General features: G+C 59.9%; 13 protein-coding genes. 7 read left to right on the forward strand and 6 right to left on the reverse strand.

Translation table 11 applies throughout. The annotated features are described in order from the left end of the window. Positions 1 to 37 precede the first annotated feature (37 nt). Positions 38 to 820, forward strand: coding sequence for a DeoR/GlpR family DNA-binding transcription regulator (locus JFT63_RS21930; protein ID WP_198844745.1), 783 nt, complete (start codon positions 38 to 40; stop codon positions 818 to 820). 8 nt (positions 821 to 828) lie between these two features. On the opposite strand, the gene acpP is transcribed toward JFT63_RS21930, so the two are convergent. Next, positions 829 to 1,068, reverse strand: a complete 240-nt coding sequence (acpP, locus tag JFT63_RS21935; RefSeq protein ID WP_198844746.1) for an acyl carrier protein — start codon at positions 1,066 to 1,068, stop codon at positions 829 to 831. 636 nt (positions 1,069 to 1,704) lie between these two features. Here acpP and JFT63_RS21940 point away from each other — a divergent pair. Together JFT63_RS21940 and JFT63_RS21945 are read left to right on the forward strand one after the other, a co-directional pair. Next, the gene (locus JFT63_RS21940; protein WP_057703590.1) at positions 1,705 to 2,208 is read left to right on the forward strand and encodes a DUF4142 domain-containing protein; all 504 of its coding nucleotides are present in this window, start codon (positions 1,705 to 1,707) and stop codon (positions 2,206 to 2,208) included. A 27-nt stretch (positions 2,209 to 2,235) separates the two neighbouring features. Further along, positions 2,236 to 2,796 (forward strand): type 1 glutamine amidotransferase domain-containing protein, encoded by a 561-nt coding sequence (locus JFT63_RS21945; protein ID WP_057703591.1) that lies wholly within the window; start codon positions 2,236 to 2,238, stop codon positions 2,794 to 2,796. A 61-nt stretch (positions 2,797 to 2,857) separates the two neighbouring features. Here JFT63_RS21945 and JFT63_RS21950 read toward each other — a convergent pair whose 3' ends face one another. Further along, a complete protein-coding gene (locus JFT63_RS21950; RefSeq protein WP_005788888.1) occupies positions 2,858 to 3,064 on the reverse strand; it encodes a hypothetical protein in 207 nt (68 codons plus the stop codon). 277 nt (positions 3,065 to 3,341) lie between these two features. Here JFT63_RS21950 and JFT63_RS21955 point away from each other — a divergent pair, with 277 nt between their 5' ends. From JFT63_RS21955 to JFT63_RS21970, 4 genes are all read left to right on the forward strand, one after another. Beyond that, a complete protein-coding gene (locus tag JFT63_RS21955; protein ID WP_198844747.1) occupies positions 3,342 to 3,818 on the forward strand; it encodes a hemerythrin domain-containing protein in 477 nt (158 codons plus the stop codon). Between the two features lie 177 nt (positions 3,819 to 3,995). Further along, positions 3,996 to 6,605, forward strand: a complete 2,610-nt coding sequence (locus JFT63_RS21960; protein WP_198844748.1) for a Tc toxin subunit A — start codon at positions 3,996 to 3,998, stop codon at positions 6,603 to 6,605. A gap of 34 nt (positions 6,606 to 6,639) precedes the next feature. Next, positions 6,640 to 11,355 (forward strand): neuraminidase-like domain-containing protein, encoded by a 4,716-nt coding sequence (locus tag JFT63_RS21965; RefSeq protein WP_198844749.1) that lies wholly within the window; start codon positions 6,640 to 6,642, stop codon positions 11,353 to 11,355. After that, complete coding sequence (locus tag JFT63_RS21970; protein WP_198844750.1) at positions 11,352 to 15,752, forward strand: SpvB/TcaC N-terminal domain-containing protein; 4,401 nt, start codon at positions 11,352 to 11,354, stop codon at positions 15,750 to 15,752. Before JFT63_RS21965 ends, JFT63_RS21970 begins: the two co-directional genes overlap by 4 nt. A 62-nt stretch (positions 15,753 to 15,814) precedes the next feature. Here JFT63_RS21970 and JFT63_RS21975 read toward each other — a convergent pair whose 3' ends face one another. The 4 genes from JFT63_RS21975 to JFT63_RS21990 all read right to left on the reverse strand — a co-directional run bounded on the left by JFT63_RS21975 (position 15,815) and on the right by JFT63_RS21990 (position 20,522). Further along, the gene (locus tag JFT63_RS21975; protein WP_198844751.1) at positions 15,815 to 18,712 is read right to left on the reverse strand and encodes an RHS repeat-associated core domain-containing protein; all 2,898 of its coding nucleotides are present in this window, start codon (positions 18,710 to 18,712) and stop codon (positions 15,815 to 15,817) included. A 115-nt stretch (positions 18,713 to 18,827) separates the two neighbouring features. Continuing rightward, on the reverse strand, positions 18,828 to 19,379 hold the full coding sequence (locus JFT63_RS21980) for a cytochrome b (protein ID WP_198844752.1): 552 nt from the start codon (positions 19,377 to 19,379) through the stop codon (positions 18,828 to 18,830). A 151-nt stretch (positions 19,380 to 19,530) separates the two neighbouring features. Next, positions 19,531 to 20,076, reverse strand: a complete 546-nt coding sequence (locus JFT63_RS21985; RefSeq protein ID WP_057703598.1) for a putative natural product biosynthesis protein — start codon at positions 20,074 to 20,076, stop codon at positions 19,531 to 19,533. Between the two features lie 62 nt (positions 20,077 to 20,138). Then, positions 20,139 to 20,522 carry a DUF2946 domain-containing protein gene (locus tag JFT63_RS21990; protein WP_198844753.1) on the reverse strand — a complete coding sequence of 128 codons (384 nt, stop codon included), beginning with the start codon at positions 20,520 to 20,522 and terminating at the stop codon, positions 20,139 to 20,141. Positions 20,523 to 20,660 lie beyond the last annotated feature (138 nt).

A 20,660-nucleotide genomic window follows, 5' to 3' on the forward strand; every position in this document is an offset into this window, starting at 1 on the left:
ATTAATCTCGCATAAACCCGCAATAAAGCGCACAAACATGCACAACGCCCATCAAGCCATCGACCTGCCCTCTCTGCGTAAACAAAAGATCCTGTTGCTGCTTGAACGCGACGGCAGGGTCACCGCCTCGGAGCTGGTCGAGCATTTCGCCGTGTCCCAGGACACCATTCGCCGCGACCTCGGCGAACTCGCCGCCGCGGGTTTATTGCAGCGCGTGCACGGCGGCGCCCTGCCCCGGCCCAGGGACACCGGCAAGGACTTCTTTACCCGTGTCGGCGAGACTACCGAGGTCAAACGCCACCTTGCACGTCTGGCGGCGGAGCGGGTTGAAGATGGCCAGATCGTGCTGTTCGATTCCGGCTCCACCACCTTGCAAATCGCTCAGTCATTGCCGCACACCATTCACCTGACCGTGGTCACCCCGTCGCCGATGATTGCCATCGCCCTGGCGGACCATCCGCATGTAAAGGTGATCCTGGCTGGCGGCCAACTCAATCCCGCCACCCTTTCAACCGGCGGCCATGAAGCGCTGCGCCTGATCCAGAGCATCAAGGCCGACCTGCTGTTTACCGGCGTCTGCGCACTGCATCCCCAAGTGGGCATTACCTCGCTGCACTTCGCCGAGGTGGCGGTCAAGCAAGCCTTGATCGACAGCGCGTCCCAGGTGGTGGCGGTGACAACCTCAGACAAACTCGGTGCGGTGGAACCGTTTGTGGTGGCGCCGTGCAGTCGTATTCATACGCTGATTACCGAGTGGGATGCGCCGGAGGTGGAGGCATATGAGCAATCAGGCGTGGAAGTGCTGCGGGTGGAGATTTGATTGCAGCATCAGCGATTAGTCATATTCATCATGAGATTGATTGCATCCTGGACCGTGGTTATTTTTTCGCTTACCTCGTCGGGAATTTCGAGCCCAAACTCGTCCTCCAAAGCCATTACGAATTCAACCGCATCCAAAGAGCTAGCACCCAGATCGTCCATCAAAGATGCTTCGTTTCTAAGCTGGGCCACATCAATCCCTACCTGCTCACTCGCTATTTTTCTGACGCGTTGCTCTATATCACTCATTTTTGCATACCCTTGCTCAACGTTATCGAAACCACTTTTTTACCGGTTTAAAGCCGTTTGAAGCAGGCTTATAAACGCCTTTGAATATACGCACAGGTAAAAACGCTGCTACTGTCAGAATTGGCAGTCGGCTAGATCGATAAGCAATAAGCAATAAGCAATAAGCAATAAGCAATCGGTGTTTATCCGCTGAATCGTTTGATGCCTGGAAACCTTCCGTTCAGGCCAAATACAGAGTTCTGCCCAACGGCCGGTTACTTTGAAATGAACCCAAAAGTACCACCACTCGGCTCCTCGCCCAGGCTCCAACCGGCACGGCCCTCGTACAGGGTCGGCATCAAAACAACACCTGCGCCGCATCACGCCCCTCCTCCTCAACGATCACCTTGTACGCCTGGGCGGCGATGGGTGCCTGAATGCGCCGCGCTGATGGAATGGGCCATGCTCAATGCCCCTTGTAAGGGCCTCCAAACAGTGGCGGCCTTATGCAGCAGAACACGCTGAATTTGAATGGGTTCAAGGAAATTGCCACACCTGACCGTCGGGCAATCGCGCGCAAAAAAAATTAAACCTTTTGCTCGGCACCCCGCTCAACTCTTGGGTACGGCATCACGCCATTTCCTGAGGAGAGACACCATGACCACTCGACTGATGAAACAAATGGGCCTGACCTTCGCACTGGTTGCCGGCTCGATGTCTACTGCGATGGCAGCCACGTCCAACGACTTTGTCGACAACGCCGCCGAGGGCGGCATTACCGAGGTGGAAGCCGGCAAGCTGGCGCTGGAAAAAAGCAGCTCGGCAGACATCAAAACCTTCGCGCAGCACATGGTGACCGACCATACCAAAGCCAATAACGAGCTCATGACTCTGGCAAAAAAACTTGATATCGAGGTGCCGGATGACGCCGCCCTGACCGACAAGGCGAAGAAAGCGATTCTGGAAATGCGCGATGAGTCGTTCGACAAGGCCTACGCCAACAACCAGGTGGCCGCCCATGAAAAAACCGTCGAACTGTTCAAGAAAGAAGCGGCCTCTTCGGACAACGCCGAGCTGAAAGCTTTCGCTGCCAAGACGCTGCCGACCCTTGAGGCTCATTTGAAAATGGCCAAGGAACTGCAAAGCAAATACGCCAAGTAATTAACCTGACACAGGAGGCATCTGAATATGAGTTCGCAACTCACAGGCAAGAAAATCCTCGTTATCACGTCCAACACCGGAATCGAGCGCGACGAGCTGCTCAAACCCCTGGAAACCCTGCGTGGCTACGGCGCGACCGTGACGCACGCCTCCAGCAAGGGCGGCACCACCCAGACCTTTGTCGGCGATACAGAAAAGGACGGGACTGTAGAGTCCGATGTGCAATTGTCTGATGTGGTCGGCGGTAACTTTGATGCACTGGTCATCCCGGGCGGGACGGTGAATGCCGACACCTTGCGCCAGGACGCCGCGGCGTTGCGCTTGATCAACGAGTTCGCTCAGGCAGGCAAGACCATTGCCGCGATCTGCCACGGGCCGTGGACGCTGATCGACGCCGGCGTGGTCAAGGGTAAAACCCTGACCTCGTACAAAAGCGTGCGCATAGACCTGGAAAACGCTGGCGCTGCCGGCGTGGTGGATGCCGAGGTCAAGGAATGCAAAGCCAATGGCTGGACCTTGATCACCTCGCGTACACCGGACGATTTGCCCGCATTCAATGAGGCGATTGCCAAGGCTGTGGCGGGCTGATCCTCACTAACGAATGACAACAGGCGCCCATGGGGCGCCTGTTTTTATAGGGCTCACCGACTCAGCTCTTGCGATGCTCTGCCATCTCGCGCTTGGGCCCGAACATCGCCCATGCGATCAACCCCAACAGCGGCACAAAAACCAGCACCACCACCCACAGTCCCTTGGTCTCCCAGCCACCGGTACTGCGCAGGACGATATTGATCGCCCACAGTTCCAACAGCAGCAGAATCACTGCCAATATGATCCAGATATATTCTATTTGCATGATTCACCTCCTGAGGTCTAAAGGTTAGGTCAAGCAGATCGCTCAAGGGTTCCATTAGAATTTTCAGGCAAGGCTTACGAGCCGCCGGCAGGCGTGCGTTGTGCAATCCCCAAAGGACCAGACCATGCAAGCTGCACGACAACCACGCCTAAATAAACGCCTATCTATTTGATTTAAATAGTGATTTAACCTCAATGAAAGTTGGTATGGCTGATGCAAATCTCTCACTACGAGGCGTGCGTTTCGACATGCCCGACCACTACCCGTGAGGTTGCACATGAATGCCATCGATCTGCTAAAAGCCGACCATGAACGCGTCAAGACCCTGCTGACCCAACTGAGCGAATCCACCGAGCGCGGGGTTAAAAAGCGCACCGAGTTGCTCGCCAAGCTCGAGATGGAAATCACCCTGCACACCCAGCTTGAAGAAGAAATCCTGTATCCCGCTTTCAGGAAAGCCGGCGGCAAGGAACAGGAGGTCATGTATCACGAGGCCAAGGAAGAGCACCGCACCGTCGACGCGCTGGTGCTGCCCGACCTGAAGCAGACCGAGCCCTCCTCCACCGAGTTTTCCGGACGTGTGAAAGTGCTTAAGGAATTGCTTGAGCACCACATCGAAGAAGAGGAATCGGAGATGTTTCCCCAGGCGAAAAAACTGCTGGGCAAGGCCACACTTGAAGAACTGGGGACCGAAATGGAGGCAATGAAAGCGGCCTACAAAAAAGCCTCGACCAACAAACCCCTCGCAGCCTGACAGACCCGCCAATCAAAGCTCAAGCGACAGCCCCACGGGGTCTGTCGCGCTATCGAGCTTCACCAGTGATTTCTCCTCGCCTACTCGGCGACCCGGCCGACCGAGCCGGCCTGCAGGCCCATGCTAGCGTGCCATTGCCCATGGCATTGGCACTGGGCTTTCAGGAGATTCACCACAATGGACACGCATTCGCCCACCTACACCAGGCTCTTCAAGGAAGACTGGGAGCTGCTTTGCTCGGCTTCCTCCATGGCTGCCATCGATTCCCCCGTCGCCTACTTAAAGGCGCTGTATGTATTTGCCCAGACGCTTGAAAACAGCGCAAACGGCCAGACCGGCAAAGTCACCCTGGACCAGCGGCGACCTGAGCTCAAGGCATTGCCCATCGATGAACGCAGCCTGACGGCTGTGATCCCCCAACTGTCGATCATTAATGAAACCCTTGCCCACCAGATCGACACATACCTTACAACGACTGCGGGTGAAAACCGTGGACGCTCGCTTGATACGGTGCTCGGCCTTCAACGCTTTCCATTCGCCCTGCCGTTTGAACGAGCCCATCGGCAATGCTGGCTCAGCTTGTCCGCAGGTAAGCCGCAACTGGGGGAACTCAGTTATCGCATCAGTCTGAAGCTGCCCACTACCCAACGTGCTCAGAACGCCTACGGCGTGATCAGGCACCCAGCCTATGAAGCACAGCGATTGCTGTGCGGCTTGAGCCCTGCACAGCAAAACTTGTTGACGGAACCCTTTCTGGATGGCTCGGGTAACTTGCACGCCACTGAATTTTTCGCGCGGCACTACGGCCTCCAGGAGGAGTCGCTCAGGGAGATACCCCACTGGCTGCACCAAACCGAACTGACTCACGACCAGGCCCAGGCATTACTGGCCTGCGGCAAGGACCTGCCGGTGCTCTCGGGCAATGTATCTGCCGCCGCACTGCCAAGGCGATCCGCCCGGCGACAGATCCATGAACGGGCAGCCTACGTGAACGGCCCGATAACCGAGAATGCCCAGACGCAGCAACCGCTGTCGATAGCGAACGCCGAACTGCAAAACACCTCATGGAACCGCTACCAGCGCCTGCACCGAATGATTCGCCTGCAACGCTGGACGCAACTGCCGTTTGAGGCGCTGGACGCACTGTTGATCAGCGTGGTGCGGCGTGAGCAGGACGCTGATCTGCATCAGCCCTGTAACGACAATACCCTGCGGGCGCTGGGTGTCTACCGCTACCTGGAGCGGCGTTACGGCCTGCCACTTGAAGGGTTCGCGGCGATGCTGGATGAACTCCCTGTGTGGGCGTCGGGCAATCGCCTGTCGCTGTATGACCAGGTGTTCAACCACGCTTCAATGCCAGGCGAGACACTGCGGGTGGATGTGCCGAATTTGGCGCTGCATGAAGCGCTGCCGGACAACATTCGACATCGGCTGTGTGCGGGTCTGAACCTTGGGGACACCCCCGACGCCTTGCATTGGGTGATCGGCCAGGCGCGTCGATACCTGCCTTCGCCTTGCCCGACGCTGACGTTCTATAGCGCCCTGTATCGCCAGGCCCGTATCGCACGGTTGTTCGGGCTCTCGGTGCTCGACAGTCATCACGTGGCGGCACTGCTCGGCGGGACGGATTACACGGTCCAACTGGTCAACCCCTCACTGCGCCGCTCCGGCGTCAACGCACCGCCAGACATGCTCGATGTGCTGATGCAAATGGATTGGCTGGTCGGTTGGCTCAAGGACACACGCCAATCGGTTGACCAGCTTCGCCGCCGATTAGTCCTGGAGCCGGACATACAGCCGGCCCAGATCCAGGCGTACCTCAACCAGCTCGATGACCTGGTGCAATTGACCCGACAGGGACTGCTGGCGCCAGAAGACATCGCCGACCTTACGCTGCCCCAGCCCGAGCCTGACACCAGGTCCGCGCCCATTCCCTGGCATGCCCTCATTGTTCAGGGCCTGCTGCACAGCCACCCCCAGCTCAAGCCGTCAGCCCCCACGGAACTGCCCAGGACACTGGTGCAACTCATTGAAGCTCGAACCCTGAGCCTGGACCCGGACCGCAACGCGACCCAGCACGCCGTTGCCAAACACGCAATAACCAAGAAGCTGGGCGAGTTCTATCGGCAGCTGCAGCCCTTGAAGGACAAAATCGATGCGCTGTTCGGCACCCCGTCGAATGTGCCTGGCGATCCGGCACTGCACCTGCAATCGCGCAGGCTCGCCGCCCGCCAGATTGCGCGTACGGCCACTGCGCAATCCCACCTGGACCTGGTCAAACATCTGCTGCTGCTGTTGCCGGACGCCGAAGGGTTATTGGAGCTGGCGGTGAGCCGCCAGACCCTGTACACCTTTTTGCTCCACCCGCACTGGTTGAGCCAGGAGCAGACGCAAGGCTCGCTGCTCAAGCTGACATTGAACACGCTGTACCTGCTGCAGCGCTTTGCCCACTGCCTCGACACCTATGGGCTGGCCCAGGACAGCGTGCTCGATTATCTGCAACGCGCCCACACACCCTCTCCGGCCGGCGTCGACACCTCTGCCACCACACGACTGGCCGCCCTGCTCAAGTGGGAGGTCGGCGAGATTGAGCATCTGGCCGCCCATCTGCCGAACAAACAGGTAAACACCCTGGCCGACCTGGACTGGATCCTGCGTTGCCACCAAGCCGTCAGGGACACCGGGCTCTGCGCCAAAACCCTGCTCAAGGCAACCGACCTGCACGCCACGTTGATGAACGAGGACTGGCGACACCTCGGTTCGGCATTGATCACTACCGCCCCATAACACCGCTTTGTTTCGACCGGATCAAGGAATGACCATGTCTGCCCCCATCACCCAACACCTCAACGAACAGCTGCGCGACGCGATGCTGGCGTTCTACATGCACACCGTACTGCCCGAAGACCCCGTCGTGCAGACACTGCAACCGACCTACACCTTAAAGCGCGTCGACGATGTCTACACCTACTGGCTGCTCGACCCCCAGGTCAGCCACGCGGTGCCCACCACCCGTATTGCCAGCGCGATTGCCAGCCTTCAGCAATACATCAACGCGATATACCTGGGCCTCGAACCCGGTTATGAGCAAACGGGGATGAGCGCTGCCCAGCAGACCGAATGGCGAGACACCTTGCTGACCTACTCGCTGTGGCGTGCCAACCAGCAACTTCGCCACTACCCGGCCAGTTACCTGAGTCCCACCCTGCGCCACGACAAGAGCGACAGTTTCAGGCAGCTGGAAGACGAGTTGAACCAGTTCCGGACCGAGCCGGCATCGCTCTTGAAGGCTGTCCACGGTTACCTCAATCGCTTCGAAGAGCTCGCCAATATCAGAACCCTCAATGGCTATATCGATGGCGACAAGGACAGCTTCGCCAGCAGTACCTATTACTTCGTTGGCAAATCCAGCTCTGAAAACACCTATTACTGGCGCACGCTGGCGATGTCTGAGCGCTCGGCCGAGGACGACGCTCCCAACCCAACGGCCTGGTCGGGATGGGAAAAAATCCACCTGTCCATCGACGACAATGTTCCCGAACAGACGATTCGCCCAGTGGTGTTCAATGGCCGTCTTTTCCTGGTGTGGGCCCAGTGCATCAATCCGACGTCCTCCACCAAAGACATCACACCGTTTGGACGCGGCGACGTTGAGTCCGACAAGGAATACCAGCAGCGCCTGGATACCCGGGTAAAAACTACCTACCTGCAGTTTCGGCTGTACTTCTCGTTCAAAAAGCTCGATGACAGCTGGAGCACGCCGCAACTGTGCATCCAGGAATACAGCATCGCCAAAGACCTCGACGAGTTGAGTTCAGAGGACTTGATGAGTGCCACCCACACGATTGCCGTTGTCGACAATAACGCCCACGCACCGTCGCTGTTTCTGGGCCTCATCGCCCATCCGAACGCGCGAGCACCCGCGCAGAACAACGGCAGCCATCGAAATTTTTACCAAGCCATTCGTGTGGACGAATACTTCAACACCCATTGGCTTGAGAGCATCGGCAGCACGCGCAAGACGCGCATGTGGCTCAATGAGTCCGACCTGGAACTGGCGGGGCGCTACCTGGCCATGTTTGCACACCACAACCACGAAAGGTTTCAGTTCAGGGCCACAAAAACCGCTCATGTAAATGTGGAGGGCTTAACCCATGACGCGCCGCACAGCACTGCCGGCGGCTGGAATTATGCAGGCCACCAGAACAAGATCCGTGCGCTGACGAGCGCCGATATCAAGTTCAACACCACGACCTCCATACTGGAGGTGACGACCCGGCTCGCAGAAGGCTTTGAACCGCATCGCACCCTGCTCTTCCACTACGACAAAGAGTTGGTCACGTTTACCCTGACCCTGAGTACAGACGGCGTGCCCCCGGCAAATGACACGGTGAAGTTGATCGCCACCTCACAGATCCATCTCAAGAGCGCCGTACTCGTTGACTTGCACTCCGTGCAAATCGAGCTGAGCCTCAAGTGCCAGAAAACCGGAGTCGAACAGGTTGACTTTATTCGCGATGAAAGCAATAAACCGTTCATCCTTGCCCTACCCCCGAAAAAAAATGACAGCACCAACCCGGATTCAGTCACCCTGGACCTGGACGGGAAATACATTTCACGCGAGGCCTTTGAGTATTTTTCCAACGCGCCGGAATCGACTTACCTGGTTTCGCTGACATTCTATAAAAATCGCGACTCAATACCGGACCATCAGCACGACTTGTTCGTGGGCGCTGCCACTCTCTATCAAATACAACGTCTGTACAGGCCCGTACTGATGTATATGAAACAAGCCAATGCTGGTTTTCCGGAAACCCTCAACAGGAGCAATACCGTGCTGGTCGGGCACGCCGAACACTCGCGCCGTAACCTGCGCGATGCCTTCACCGAACTGTCCATAAAGCATTTTTTTGACGTGCCGATCGAGTTCTCGCCGCAGACGATGAGGCCTTATGGCGAGGACCCCGGCAACCCTCCCTCGGCCTCATTAACCCTTATCCACGGCGTGTTGATACTGGACAGCGATGTGCGCTATCCCTCGCCCACCATTCTGGGCTATGCGCTGAAAACCGCCACATTCACGCTCGCCCCTCCGAGCCGTCCTCCTGTCATCCCGCTGGCCCCGCGTATTCGTCGGCTCACATCGGCACCCTATGGGACGGCGGAGTTCATCGATTTCAACGCCAGCGCCATCGAGCACGGCGTTACGCCTGCGCACAAGCGTGCGCCCATTCGTACCAACACCTGTGTCGCGGGCCTGCTGACCAAAACCGCGGGGGTCGATGTGCACCACGTGTTCTCCTTGCCCATGGACGCCTGGCGTGAACCACCGCTGGCGGGCGAAAAGGATCACAGCCTGCTGGACTTCCAGGGGGCCCATGGTGCGTATTACTGGGAGCTGTTTCTTTACCTGCCCTGGTTGTTGGCGCACCGCTTGAACCTGGAACAGCAATATGCCGACGCCGAAGTCTGGATACGCTTTCTGTTCGATCCCGCACGCCAGTCCGCCCATTGGCGTCAGCCAATGCTGTTGGCCGACACCACACTCCAACCCAGCCAGACCTTGCTTTGTGCTCATCGACTGGCCAAAAGCAGCCCCGTGCATTTTCGCCAGGCGCTTTACCTGTTGTATGTCGATATCCTGCTTAATCGCGGTGATGCGGCCTACCGGCAAATGAGCCGCGACAGCCTGGCCGAAGCCAAGCTGTGGTACATCCGCGCCAAAGGATTACTGGGGCCACGCCCACCGTTCAACGCTGTCGATCCCTGGGTGACCACCACCCTGGACCAGCTGCAAAGCCCCTCGGCACTTGGAACAACGCCACTGCCTGCCGGCACAGCACGGCTGTGCCGATCCCTGAGCCCGGACCTGCTGACGCGCTGGGACAAGGTCGATGCGCGCCTGTACAACCTTCGCCATCACCTTGACCTGACCGGCAAGCCCATGAGCCTGCCGCTCTACGCCGCCACATTGACGCCCCAGGCGCTGCTGGCCACCTATCAGCAAGTCACCGTCGCCACCAGCGTGCAAACATCGCTGCGTACTGCACAAGCCGGGCACTATCGCTTCAAGGTCGTACTGGCCCACGCCTTGCAGGCCGTCGATAACCTGATCCAGTTGGGAGCGACCTTGCTGTCACTGTTGGAGCGCAAGGAGCAGGCTCACTCTGTAGAATCCCAGCAACAACAGGCCTGGGACCTGGCCAGGTTAGCCGTCGAGCAACAAGCCCAGGCCGTGCAGTTCGATAGCAGAAACAGGGATGCCCTGCTGGCCGGGCGGCGCATCGTCGAGGCCCGGGTCGCGTTCTTCGAGCAGCAACTCAAGGTCGGCATCAGCCCGGCAGAAGCCCAGGCCACCCAGGCGTATCAGGACAGCGCACACTGGGAAACGGCAGCCGCAGTTGCCCAGGCCGGCGCGGGCCTGGCGATGCTGATACCGAATATTTTCGGCACCTCCAATGGCGGCGTGCGTTACGAAGGTGCCTTTCATGCGCTGCAAGCCATGTCCCAAGGCATGGCCAACGAAAAGCGCGCCAACGCCGCCCACCTCGACCGCACCGACCTGTTCGCCCGCCGCGCCGCCGAGTGGGGCAATGCGCTGGAGCAGGCGCGCCTGGAACTGGCCCAGGTCGATGCACAACTGCTGGCCTACACCGAGCAAGAACAACATACCCGCCTGCAATTGCGCCTGGCCCAAACTGCGTTCACCCAGGCGCGAACCCTGTATGACCTGCTGGGTAAACGCTTTACCAACGCCCAGCTGTATCAATGGCTCAACGGCCAGCTTTCGACGTTCTACTACCAGGCGTATGACGCCACCCTGTCCCTGTGCCTGGCCGCCGAGGCGTGCTGGCAGGAAGAGCGCGCAGAGTGGGACAAGCACTTCATCCAAACCGGGCTCTGGGCGCGCCAATACCGTGGTCTCAGCGCCGGCGAAGCCCTCAAGCTGAATGTGCTGAAGATGAGCAGTGCCTACGCCACTCAGAACGAACGCCTGCTGGAGATCACCAAAACCGTGTCGTTGCGTCAGCTCCACGACCAGGACGCTTCAGCCACAGGCGATAAACCCTGGGCAACGCTTAAAGCCGAGCTGCTGAGTAACGGTACGCTGAGCTTCGAACTGACCCGCAAGCTGTTCGACGACGATTACCCTGGCCACTACCTGCGCAGGATCAAAAACGTCAGTGTCTCCCTGCCTGCCACCCTGGGTCCCTACGAAGACATCAAGGCCCTTCTGACCCAGACTGGCAATACCACGCACCTTGTGCCCACGTCTGATAAACCCGAGGTTGCCCCCAAGAAAGACTGGCGCGCCCGGCAGGAAATTGCCCTGTCCAACGGGCTCAACGACAGCGGCCTGTTCACCTTGAACTTCGACGGTGACGAACGTTACCTGCCGTTCGAATACACCGGCGCCATTTCCACCTGGCAACTGAGTTTTCCCAACCATACGCGACAACGAGCCCTGCTCGAATCCTTGACCGACATCATCGTGCACCTGCGTTACACCGCCAGGCACAGTGGAGGCCTGCGATGAGCATGCAGTCGTCCGATTTTTTGGAGCCGGCAATCCCGGCCCTGCCCAAGGGCGGCGGTGCCATCCAGGGTCCTGGCGTCAGCTGGGGGCCTGTCGGCTCACGGGGCGAGGCCAGCCTGGACGTGCCTTTGCCCATTTCGCCCGGACGCGGTTTCGACCCTGCGTTGAGCCTGGGGTATCGCAGCTCACAAGGCAATGGCCCGTTCGGGCTCGGCTGGGCGCTGTCGGCGGGCGCGATCAGCCGCGATACGCGCAAGGGTATCCCGGCCTACGGCGAAGGTGACCGCTTCGTCAGCCCCCAAGGTGTTGAGCTGATTCCCGAGCGCGACGCCCACGGCGAGATTCATGTCACCGCCTGCGCCCAATACAACGGCCTGCCCCTGAGTGAAGCGCATCGGGTGGTGCGCTATGTACCCATCGTCGAGGGCCGATTCGATCGAATCGAACATTGGACATCCGCCAGCGATACTGCCGGATTCTGGCTGGTGCAGGGTGCGGACGGCTGTGTGCATCTGTTCGGCAAAACCCTGCTCGCTCGCTGCGCCGACCCGCAAGACAGCCGCCATGTGGCCCAATGGCTGTTGCAGGAAAGCCTCAACCCCCTGGGAGAGCAGATTTATTACCACTACAAGCCCGAAGACCAGCACGCGCCAACTGCCAGGGATTACAGTGCGCAGCGTTACCTGGCCAGGGTGTGCTACGGCAACCTGCGGCACCGCGAACATTTGGCGCTATGGAACACCGATGTGCTCGCCGAGAACCAATGGCATTTCGAGCTGCTGCTGGACTACGGCGAACGTCACACCGAACTGAGCCAGGTGCCGACCTACGCCGAGCAACAGCCGTGGCTGTCGCGCAGCGACCCGTTCTGCAATTACGCCTACGGTTTTGAACTTGGCACCCAGCGGCTTTGCCGACAGATACTGATGTTTCATTACTTCCCGGGCGAGCCGAGCATGGGCGCCAACCCGGTACTGACCCGGCGACTGTTGCTCGAATACACCGACCGTCACGCCGCCGGCAATTGCCTGAATGCCTTGCACAACCAGGCGTATGACGCTCAGGGAACAGCAAGCGCCTGGCCCCCTCTGGAACTGGCCTACAGCCCCTTCAAGCCGGTACTGGAGCCCGCCCGCTACCAGCCGTTCGATGGCATGGCGGGTGTCAACGATGGTCAGCATTATCAACTGGTGGACCTGTACAACGACGGTCTGCCGGGCATCCTGCACCGTACCGACAAAAACTGGTATTACCGCGAACCGCTCAGGGCACCGCGTGCGTCCGGCCTCAATGCGGTGACCTACGGGCCATGGCAGGCACTGCCACGCATTCCCGTCGCCGACACTGCCCAGGCCACCCGTCAGGCCCTGGCGGACCTCAATGGTGACGGGCAGCTCGAATGGGTGGTGGCCCAGCCGGGCCTGAGTGGCTTTTTCACGCTCGATACCCAGCGACAATGGTCAAGTTTTACGCCGTTCGCGGCGCTGCCCCAGGAGTTTTTCCATCCCCACGGGCAACTCGCTGACCTGATGGGCAGCGGCCGCCTGGACCTTGTGTTGATCGGCAATCGCAGCGTGCGTCTGTATGCCCAACGCCAAAGCGAAGGGTATGGCGCCGGCCTCCAAGTGCCTCACGAACATACCGACGAGGGTCTGCCCACACTCAGCCATACACCGACCGAACTGGTCGCCTTCTGCGACCCGTTGGGCAGCGGTCAACAGCACTTGGTGCGTATTCGTCATAACGAAATCAGATGCTGGCCAAACCTGGGCCGCGGACGCTTCGGCAAAGGGTTTGTGTTTGCGGCGTTGCCGTTTGACTACGCCAGCTTCGACGCCGCCAATATCCGCTTGGCCGACCTCGACGGTTCAGGCGCGGTGGACCTGATTTACCTGAAGCCGGAACAACTGCTGATATTCATCAACCGCACCGGCGGCGGGCTGATGCCGCCTGTGACATTGCCCTGGCCGGAAGGCGTGCGCCATGACGCGACGTGTCAGGTCAGTTTCGCCGACCTTCAAGGTCTGGGCTGTTCCAGCCTGATTCTTAGCGTGCCGCACCTCAAACCCCGGCATTGGCGCTTCGACTTTGTTCGCCGAAAACCTTATTTGTTGACGGCAACGCTCAACAATATGGGAGCGGCCACCCAGCTGAGTTACCACAGCAGCGCCCAGGAATGGCTCGACGAAAAACTCCACGGGCAAAAGCAGGGCAAGCTGGCGGGCAGCAACCTTGCGTTCCCGATCCCACTGGTCAAAAGCCGGCGACAAAAGGATCAGGTCAGCGGCAATCGGTCCAGCCAGTACTTTGGCTACCGGGAAGCCTGCTACGACGCTGTTGAACGACAGTTCCTCGGCTTTGGCCTGGTGCTGGAAAACGACCACTCGCCGACCGCAAAAACAGCCAAAGGTGTACTGACCAAGCGCTGGTTCAACACACTTTCACCCTCTCAAGAAGCGTTCTACGCGGGCGACCCTCACGCACCCGCGCTGGGCCCGAGCCTGTTGGGCCGCCTGGAGGCAGGGCGCGATCTGGACACGCTGATCGCCAATCCCAATGCGGCGACTCAGCGTGAAATGCAGCGTGCGCTGGCCGGCGCCTTGCTGCGTGAGGAGCTCTACGCCGCCGATGACGAACCGCAGAGCGCAGTGCCATATTCTGTGCAGCAGCAACGCTACCTCGTGCGTCAAGTGAGCGCCTCACGCAACACCGGCGAACCTGCGGTGCTTGTGCCATTGATGCTGGAGGCCATGGTCTGCTCGTACGAACGCCAGAAGGATGATCCGCGCTGCCGTCATACCCTCAACCTGCGCTGGGACCCATACGCCAGCAACGTGCACAGCGTCGTGGTCGATTATGCCCGCCGCCAAACGGCGGACTCGACGGCTGCGCCGGGCCTGCCCCATGAGCAGCAGTGGTGGCGTGATGCGCACGACCCCGCGCAACAGGCTTACTACATCAACGAAAGCCGCGCTCACTTCATTCATCTGGACGCGCCGCAGCGCTGGCGTCTGCAGCTGCCTTATCAGCAGCGAAGCAACGTGCTGGTGCTGTCCAGGTCGGCGCTGGCGAGTGAAAAAATCGGCTATGAACACTTCATCGCCGAGCACCCGTCCAACCCCTTGGGCCAGAATGCGTCACGTCAACTGGCTGGGCTGTCAACGCAGCACTATTGCCTGGCCGCGCACACCACGCCGTTGCCGCCGGGAACCGCGAGTTTCCAGGCGTTACCCGCTTATGTTGAGGTGGCCGAACTCGATGAACAGACGCTGAGTGTGTATCCGGATCGCACAATAACCGCAACGCTGACCGAACAGCACTATCGCCGTATGCAGGCGTTTCTGTCGACCAACCCGGGGCAGGATGAGGGGCTGACGCTGTGGTCGATTGGCCAGGGCTACACCCGCTATGGGCAGCCCGAGGCGTTTTACCGGCCTCGCCGCTACCAGGCAAGCATGAGCCACGGGGTCACGCAGAGTGAATACGATGCCTATTGGCTATACCTGATCAAAGTGCAGTCAGCGGACGGCTGCTTGACGCAAGCGCAGTATGATTACCGGCTGGGTTTGCCGCTAATGGTGACTGATGCCCACGGTCAGTTGATCGCGGCCGGCCTCAAGGGTGAGGAGCAAGGAAAAACGGTTGGCGACGACACCCGGCAATCCTTCTTCCGCCCCCCTGAAAACGGCCCGACAGAGGCGCTGGCCGATCCGCAGACGGCCTTGCTGCACGCCCACATGGCGTGTTTCTACGACGTGTTCAGTTGGATGGGGCGCGTTGCACCTGCCAACATCCAGGCGCAATGGGTGCATAGCGGCTACCTGCTGCCCAGCGGGCATATTCGCGGCTCAGCGTTGATACGACTCAATAGCCTGGCCGACACGCTACCCCACCATCAAACCCTCAAGGCCCTGATCAAGGCCGCCACGCGAGTCCCTGTACACGCCGTGGTGTTGCACGCCGACCGTTGGCAGGCAACGCCGGCAGAGGACGACCGGCAGATCCACATCGCCCTCGCCTTCAGCGACGGTTTCGGTCGTGTGCGGCAAACCCAGGAGCAGGCCCAACCAGGGCCGGCCTTTCACGTTGGCGCGGCCGGGACGCTGAGCGCAGACGCCGAGCCCCTGGACGCCAGCAGCCGCTGGCGGATCAGTGGCCGGGTCGAATACGACAATCGGGGCCAGGTGACGCAGACTTGGCGGCCTTACTTCGTAGACCGTCCCGGGTATATAAACGACGCGGCGTTCAACGCCTCGCGGCCCAGCGAGCGCCACTTCCATGATGCGCTGGGGCGCCTCGTGCGCACGCTCAATGCCAATGGCGACACCCGTCGCCAGACGTACCGGGCGTGGTACAGCGTGAGTGAGGACGAGAACGATACACACCCGCCGGCCTGACGGCTGCCCTGAACAAGCCGGGCCCTGGCAGGGCCCGCGCTCTTTGGCATAGGCACCGCGCCTTAACGACGGTGCGGGTTCATCACCCTGACCGCACGATAGTTGAGGCCGCTCACATGCTGGACCAATAGCCGATAGGCACCGCGACCGCGCTGCCCGCGATAGCCCGGCAAATCAAAACTGCGAATATTTTGCCCGCCCCTCATCGCATGGCCGGTGTGAAAATCCAGGGTTCGGTCCTTCAGCCGATTGATCACGGTTCTGATAATTCCCCCTCCGGGTCCTCGCAGCTCATTCAATATGGAAGTCTCGTCAATGGCGAGCTCAGGTGCCAGCCCGGATGAGGGCTCAGGGCTGGCAGGCTCTGCAATGGTTGCCTCCGTCGCGGAGCTTGTGCGCCGCGTGCCGGCAGCCCTGGTCAGCGGCTGTACCTCGGTGTGGGTCAGCCCCGCCGGCAGTGGGCCAACACCTGCCTCTCGCAGCGGAGCGCGTATCCTCATGCCTTCAAACCCCAACCTCCTAAGCTCCGGGGCGGGATTGCCGTGTGTTTTGGCAGCCTCCGAAGCCTTGTCCATGCCCTCTCCGGGGCCGACGTATGCGTAGAGTCCCCCGTGCTTGTCAACCGTCAACCCGTACGAAAAATTCGCAGTGTCTGATTGGTTTACCCGAAACTGATACAGAAATTCCTCCAAGGCAGCGACTTCATCCTCTGTGGCGCGCCCCCCTTGCAGCAGCTCGCGTGCACCCTTCAAAGCGAGCTTTCGATAAGTGGCTCTGCGCTCCTCCTCCCAATCCCGGTCTGCTCTGACATGCTGACGAACCAACAACGTTATACCGACAACCACCGCCGTCATCCCCCCGATGACCAACTGTGCACTCTGAACGGCATCCAACCCCATTGCCTGTGCAGCCAGCGCCATCAGGATAATGATACCGACGATGCCAACAAGAGGACTGCGCTGCAAGCCATCGTCGTCCACGTAGCCAATAGGGTTGTTACCCACCATCGCATAGAGGTTCAACCCGTCCACATCCCCGGCCGGGTCTGCGCTGACCCAGCGCAACAGCCATGGCGCGTAGTACCTGAAACCGTAGTAATACAAGCCGGTGGCATCGCGTTCCTTGCCTGAATAACGCACGGACTTGTAGCTGGCTTCAACCGCATTTTTTGCAGCCCACCATGCCGTTGCACCGAAGGGGTAGTAGCTCTCCTGGCTGAGCAGCCCGGCGTGTTCGTCCAACTCCAGCGTACTGCTGCCCGAATGATCGCAAAGACTGAAACGCAATTGCTCATCCACAATGCCCTCGGGACGTCCCTGCTGCCAGCACAACCCTCTGACCGCATTACGCCCGGCCTGGGCAATCAGAACATCCAACCATTCGCCCGAGGTGCCATGGCGATGCAATTCCAGCCCCGGCAGATAAAGCACTTCATGGCTGTGCGCTTGCGCCCTGGCATGGATCACCCTGCGCTTGATGACCCGCTGACCGGCGCCGTCGTACAGATAAACCTCGTCGTCATGCTCGCCGTTGTCCCGCACCACCTGTGCCACGCGCACCAACTGGTTACGCACATTCCAGGTCAGCGCCTGCCCGGCCGCCAGCGCCTGGAGATTGCCGGCCTGATCAAAGCCGTTGCCCAGGCCCGGCGCCGTCAGCCCCTGCGCCTCGATCACACTGTGGTTACTCTGTTCGCCCACGCGCATATGCTGGGTGAAGCCGCTGCCGGAGGAAGGCACATGGCGCATCTGCGTGAGGTTGCCGGCCGGATCGTAGGCATAGTGTCGGGTGTAGTTGCGCCAGAGGTTGTCGTCGGTGGCTGCGAACGTGACCCTACCCGGCAATGCGGATGAGCCGGTATTACGCGCATTTTCCCGGCCGGTGGCCTTGATCAATCGAGACAGGCTGTCGTATTCGAACGTGCTCACCGCGTCCACCTGAACATTACTCGACCAGCGGGTGGGCTGCGCCGCGTCATGGATGCGCACTACATTGCCGACGCGGTCGTAGCGGTACGAGAGGTCTTGCAGGGGGGTATCCGGTTTGGCCTTGAGGTGGGCGCTCAAACGCGTCAGACGTCCATCGGTATCGGAGTACTCGGCGACGCTGACGACGCCATTTCCCGCGTGTTCGGTCAGCAGTTGGGCCGCAGCGTTGAACGTGCGCTGGTCCACCAGTGACTTGCGCGCTCCGCTCTTGAACACGATCTCACTGTGGGTCAGCAAGCCGTCTACGCCGTAACGGCAGTGCTGGCGGTTGCCACGCGCATCGCCTTGCTCCAGCACCTGGCCCAGCACGTCGTGGCGCCAAGTGGTCGTGAAGGCTTCGGCCTGCAATTGTGCGTCGCGTTCGTTCACTGCCAGCGGCCAGTCGGGAGCGCTGTAGTGGGCGCGCAAACGCCGGATTTGCATTGTGACGCCGCCCTGCACATCGTAATGCTCGAAGAACAGCGTACCGGCCGGATCATCATGGCGAATCAAGCGGCCACAGCGATTGCGCGCCGCCTCCAGGGACGTCATGCCAGCGTAGCTCATGCGCTCCACGCAGCGCTCCGCCGCTTCGTCGAGGGCACGCTCAAACACTGCCACGGGGCGCAGCAACGGGTCGTACTCGAACCGCTGCCGTGCGCCCCGACTGTCCCATTGCTGCACGACCTGGCCAGCGCTGCCAAGCAACCTGACCTGGTTACCGGCATCCACGCTTTGGCTACTCAGGGATTGGCCGGTCAGGCTGTGGCGGTGGGACAGATTAGGCAGCACAGCGGGGTCGGCGCCGTGCAGGTCAAACAGCCTGGGGTCCCATTGCTGCTGCAGGAAACCCTGGGCGTTGAAGACATGGCGCGTGACAAACGCCCGGGGCGGTTGTTGGGGGGTATTGCGGTGGTAAGCCACGCTGCGCACAGTCAACCCTCGCGGGTCGAAAACCGTCAGTGACGGGGTGTTGTGGTGCAAGGAAGACATAAGCGGATAAACCTGAAAACCAATGGTTCACCAAGCCTAGTCATCCGCTCAAAGGCCGCATGGCGGCGCACCGCACTGTGAAGCGTGCGGGCATTCCGAATCTATCGTCAGCGCTTCAAGCTCGACGACTGAACATGCGCCGCAATACCTGAGGCTCGCCTCGCCGCGAATGCATGAATACCGCACCGACATGCCCGACAATCAACATCAGCATCGTCCATCCCAGTTCGCTATGGAAGTCGCGGCCCAGATCAATCATCCACTGCACCTTTTCGCCCTCCAGGCCCTCCATGATCGTCAGGCCAAACGCCAGGAATTCGCGACCTGAGCCGTACTGGCGCAGCAAGCCGATCACGGGGATCAGCAACATCAGTACATAGAGCGCGCCATGCCCGATCGATGACCAGCGGTTCACGCTGGGGGGACGTTTGTGCCGGTGCAACAGATTCCAGCTGGCCCGCAGTATCAGCAGCACCAGCAATAACAACCCGGTGGGCTTGTGATAGGGCCACAGCAGTTTATCCAACGTAGAATCGGAAGCCAGGTAGTGAGCCACCGCCGTGCAATAGATCCAGATGAAAACCAGGGCCATCAACCAATGCAGCGTCCGACTGACAGCATCGTAGCGATCACTGGGCAAAGGGGTTGTCTCGAACATCTTCTTCATCGCAGCCTCTTGTTTTTTTGGCGTCGAACGTGAACATCGCACTCTTGCAGGTAAAAAAATACCGTTCCGATCGGCAGTACAAAAAAACAGTTTCGTCCTACAAAAAATTCGCGGTTTTTACGTCGCCTCACGTCACCGGTTGACCAGTACCTCAAGGCAGCGCTTGCCAGCCGCTGAAGCCGGCCTGGCAGGTTAACGGGCACCAGGCAAAATCCCCTGCCGGGGCAGGCAGCACCTGGCGTTCGATATCAGCCAACGGCGCGCCCTTCCAATCGAAAACCCGTACGTCTTGCCAGGCCAGCACCACGCCCTGGGCCTGGCTTTGATCGGTCGTGACCCAGCACGCTGCCGCCGCAGCCATGAAGGCTTCTATCGGCTCGTCATCGATTTGCGCACGGTACGTCGAGCCCAGCAGCCAGCGGCACACGTTCAGATGATAGGTCCAATCCAGCGGCGGCCGATGCCGATAGGCCCAGGTCATAAAGCTGCGAAACAGGTTCAGCCCCTCCGGCGGGTCAAGCTTGAGCAATGCCGGGCAAATATCGAACAAGGTGTGCCAATGGGGTAACAGGCGTGCATCCAGGTGCACAAAACAGCGGGCATTACTTGGGTAATCCGGCAGCGCCGGCTCCCCGTGCAGGCGGCGGGACGCCTTGCTGACCAGGCGGCTGGCGCCTGCAGGCAATAGATGATTCATGGATCGCACCCATTATCGTGACGACACAATGCCCCCTGGTCTCAGGAGGCCCAAGGCTTACGTCAGGATGCAGGGGAAGCGCGGGGGTTGGCCGAGGGCCAGGAATAACGCGGCGGTGCCTTGTTGCGCCGCTCATGGCCCGGGCGTAGGGTTTGCCCGAGGCCAAGCAGCCAGGCCAGGCCGATCAGGAATACGATAGCGACGGTAATAGCGTTGCAGACCGGGCAGGCAAAGTAGTTCGAGATGTTGCTGGAACTCGGGTCAGCCAACCCTTTGTCGGAAATTGGCAACTGGCCACCTTCCACCGAACAGAACAGCCCGCCAATACCATTGAGTTGCTGGCCCATCATCTGGCCGTGCCCCAAACCGCAGGCGAACAGGTTCATCAGCACGCAGAAGTACAGGGCCCAGGCGATCAGCGAACGGTCACAGTGGTGCAATTTCATGGCGGCGACTCTACCACCGAAGCCGCAAAAGGATGAAGTACGGCGCGCCCCTGTGGCAGAACGTCGCAGATTACGCGGGGTGGCCAGGGTTGATAGACTCTGCACCCTTCTCGTTACTCCTTTTCCAAGCCTGATCGG

It is taken from the genome of Pseudomonas sp. MF7453 (assembly GCF_016405455.1).
Classification (GTDB): domain Bacteria; phylum Pseudomonadota; class Gammaproteobacteria; order Pseudomonadales; family Pseudomonadaceae; genus Aquipseudomonas; species Aquipseudomonas paralactis.

Coding starts and splice junctions, on each gene's coding strand:
- JFT63_RS21930 (WP_198844745.1), top strand. CDS start 38: ATGCACAACGCCCATCAAGCCATCGACCTGCCCTCTCTGCGTAAACAA.
- acpP (WP_198844746.1), bottom strand. CDS start 1,068: ATGAGTGATATAGAGCAACGCGTCAGAAAAATAGCGAGTGAGCAGGTA.
- JFT63_RS21940 (WP_057703590.1), top strand. CDS start 1,705: ATGACCACTCGACTGATGAAACAAATGGGCCTGACCTTCGCACTGGTT.
- JFT63_RS21945 (WP_057703591.1), top strand. CDS start 2,236: ATGAGTTCGCAACTCACAGGCAAGAAAATCCTCGTTATCACGTCCAAC.
- JFT63_RS21950 (WP_005788888.1), bottom strand. CDS start 3,064: ATGCAAATAGAATATATCTGGATCATATTGGCAGTGATTCTGCTGCTG.
- JFT63_RS21955 (WP_198844747.1), top strand. CDS start 3,342: ATGAATGCCATCGATCTGCTAAAAGCCGACCATGAACGCGTCAAGACC.
- JFT63_RS21960 (WP_198844748.1), top strand. CDS start 3,996: ATGGACACGCATTCGCCCACCTACACCAGGCTCTTCAAGGAAGACTGG.
- JFT63_RS21965 (WP_198844749.1), top strand. CDS start 6,640: ATGTCTGCCCCCATCACCCAACACCTCAACGAACAGCTGCGCGACGCG.
- JFT63_RS21970 (WP_198844750.1), top strand. CDS start 11,352: ATGAGCATGCAGTCGTCCGATTTTTTGGAGCCGGCAATCCCGGCCCTG.
- JFT63_RS21975 (WP_198844751.1), bottom strand. CDS start 18,712: ATGTCTTCCTTGCACCACAACACCCCGTCACTGACGGTTTTCGACCCG.
- JFT63_RS21980 (WP_198844752.1), bottom strand. CDS start 19,379: ATGAAGAAGATGTTCGAGACAACCCCTTTGCCCAGTGATCGCTACGAT.
- JFT63_RS21985 (WP_057703598.1), bottom strand. CDS start 20,076: ATGAATCATCTATTGCCTGCAGGCGCCAGCCGCCTGGTCAGCAAGGCG.
- JFT63_RS21990 (WP_198844753.1), bottom strand. CDS start 20,522: ATGAAATTGCACCACTGTGACCGTTCGCTGATCGCCTGGGCCCTGTAC.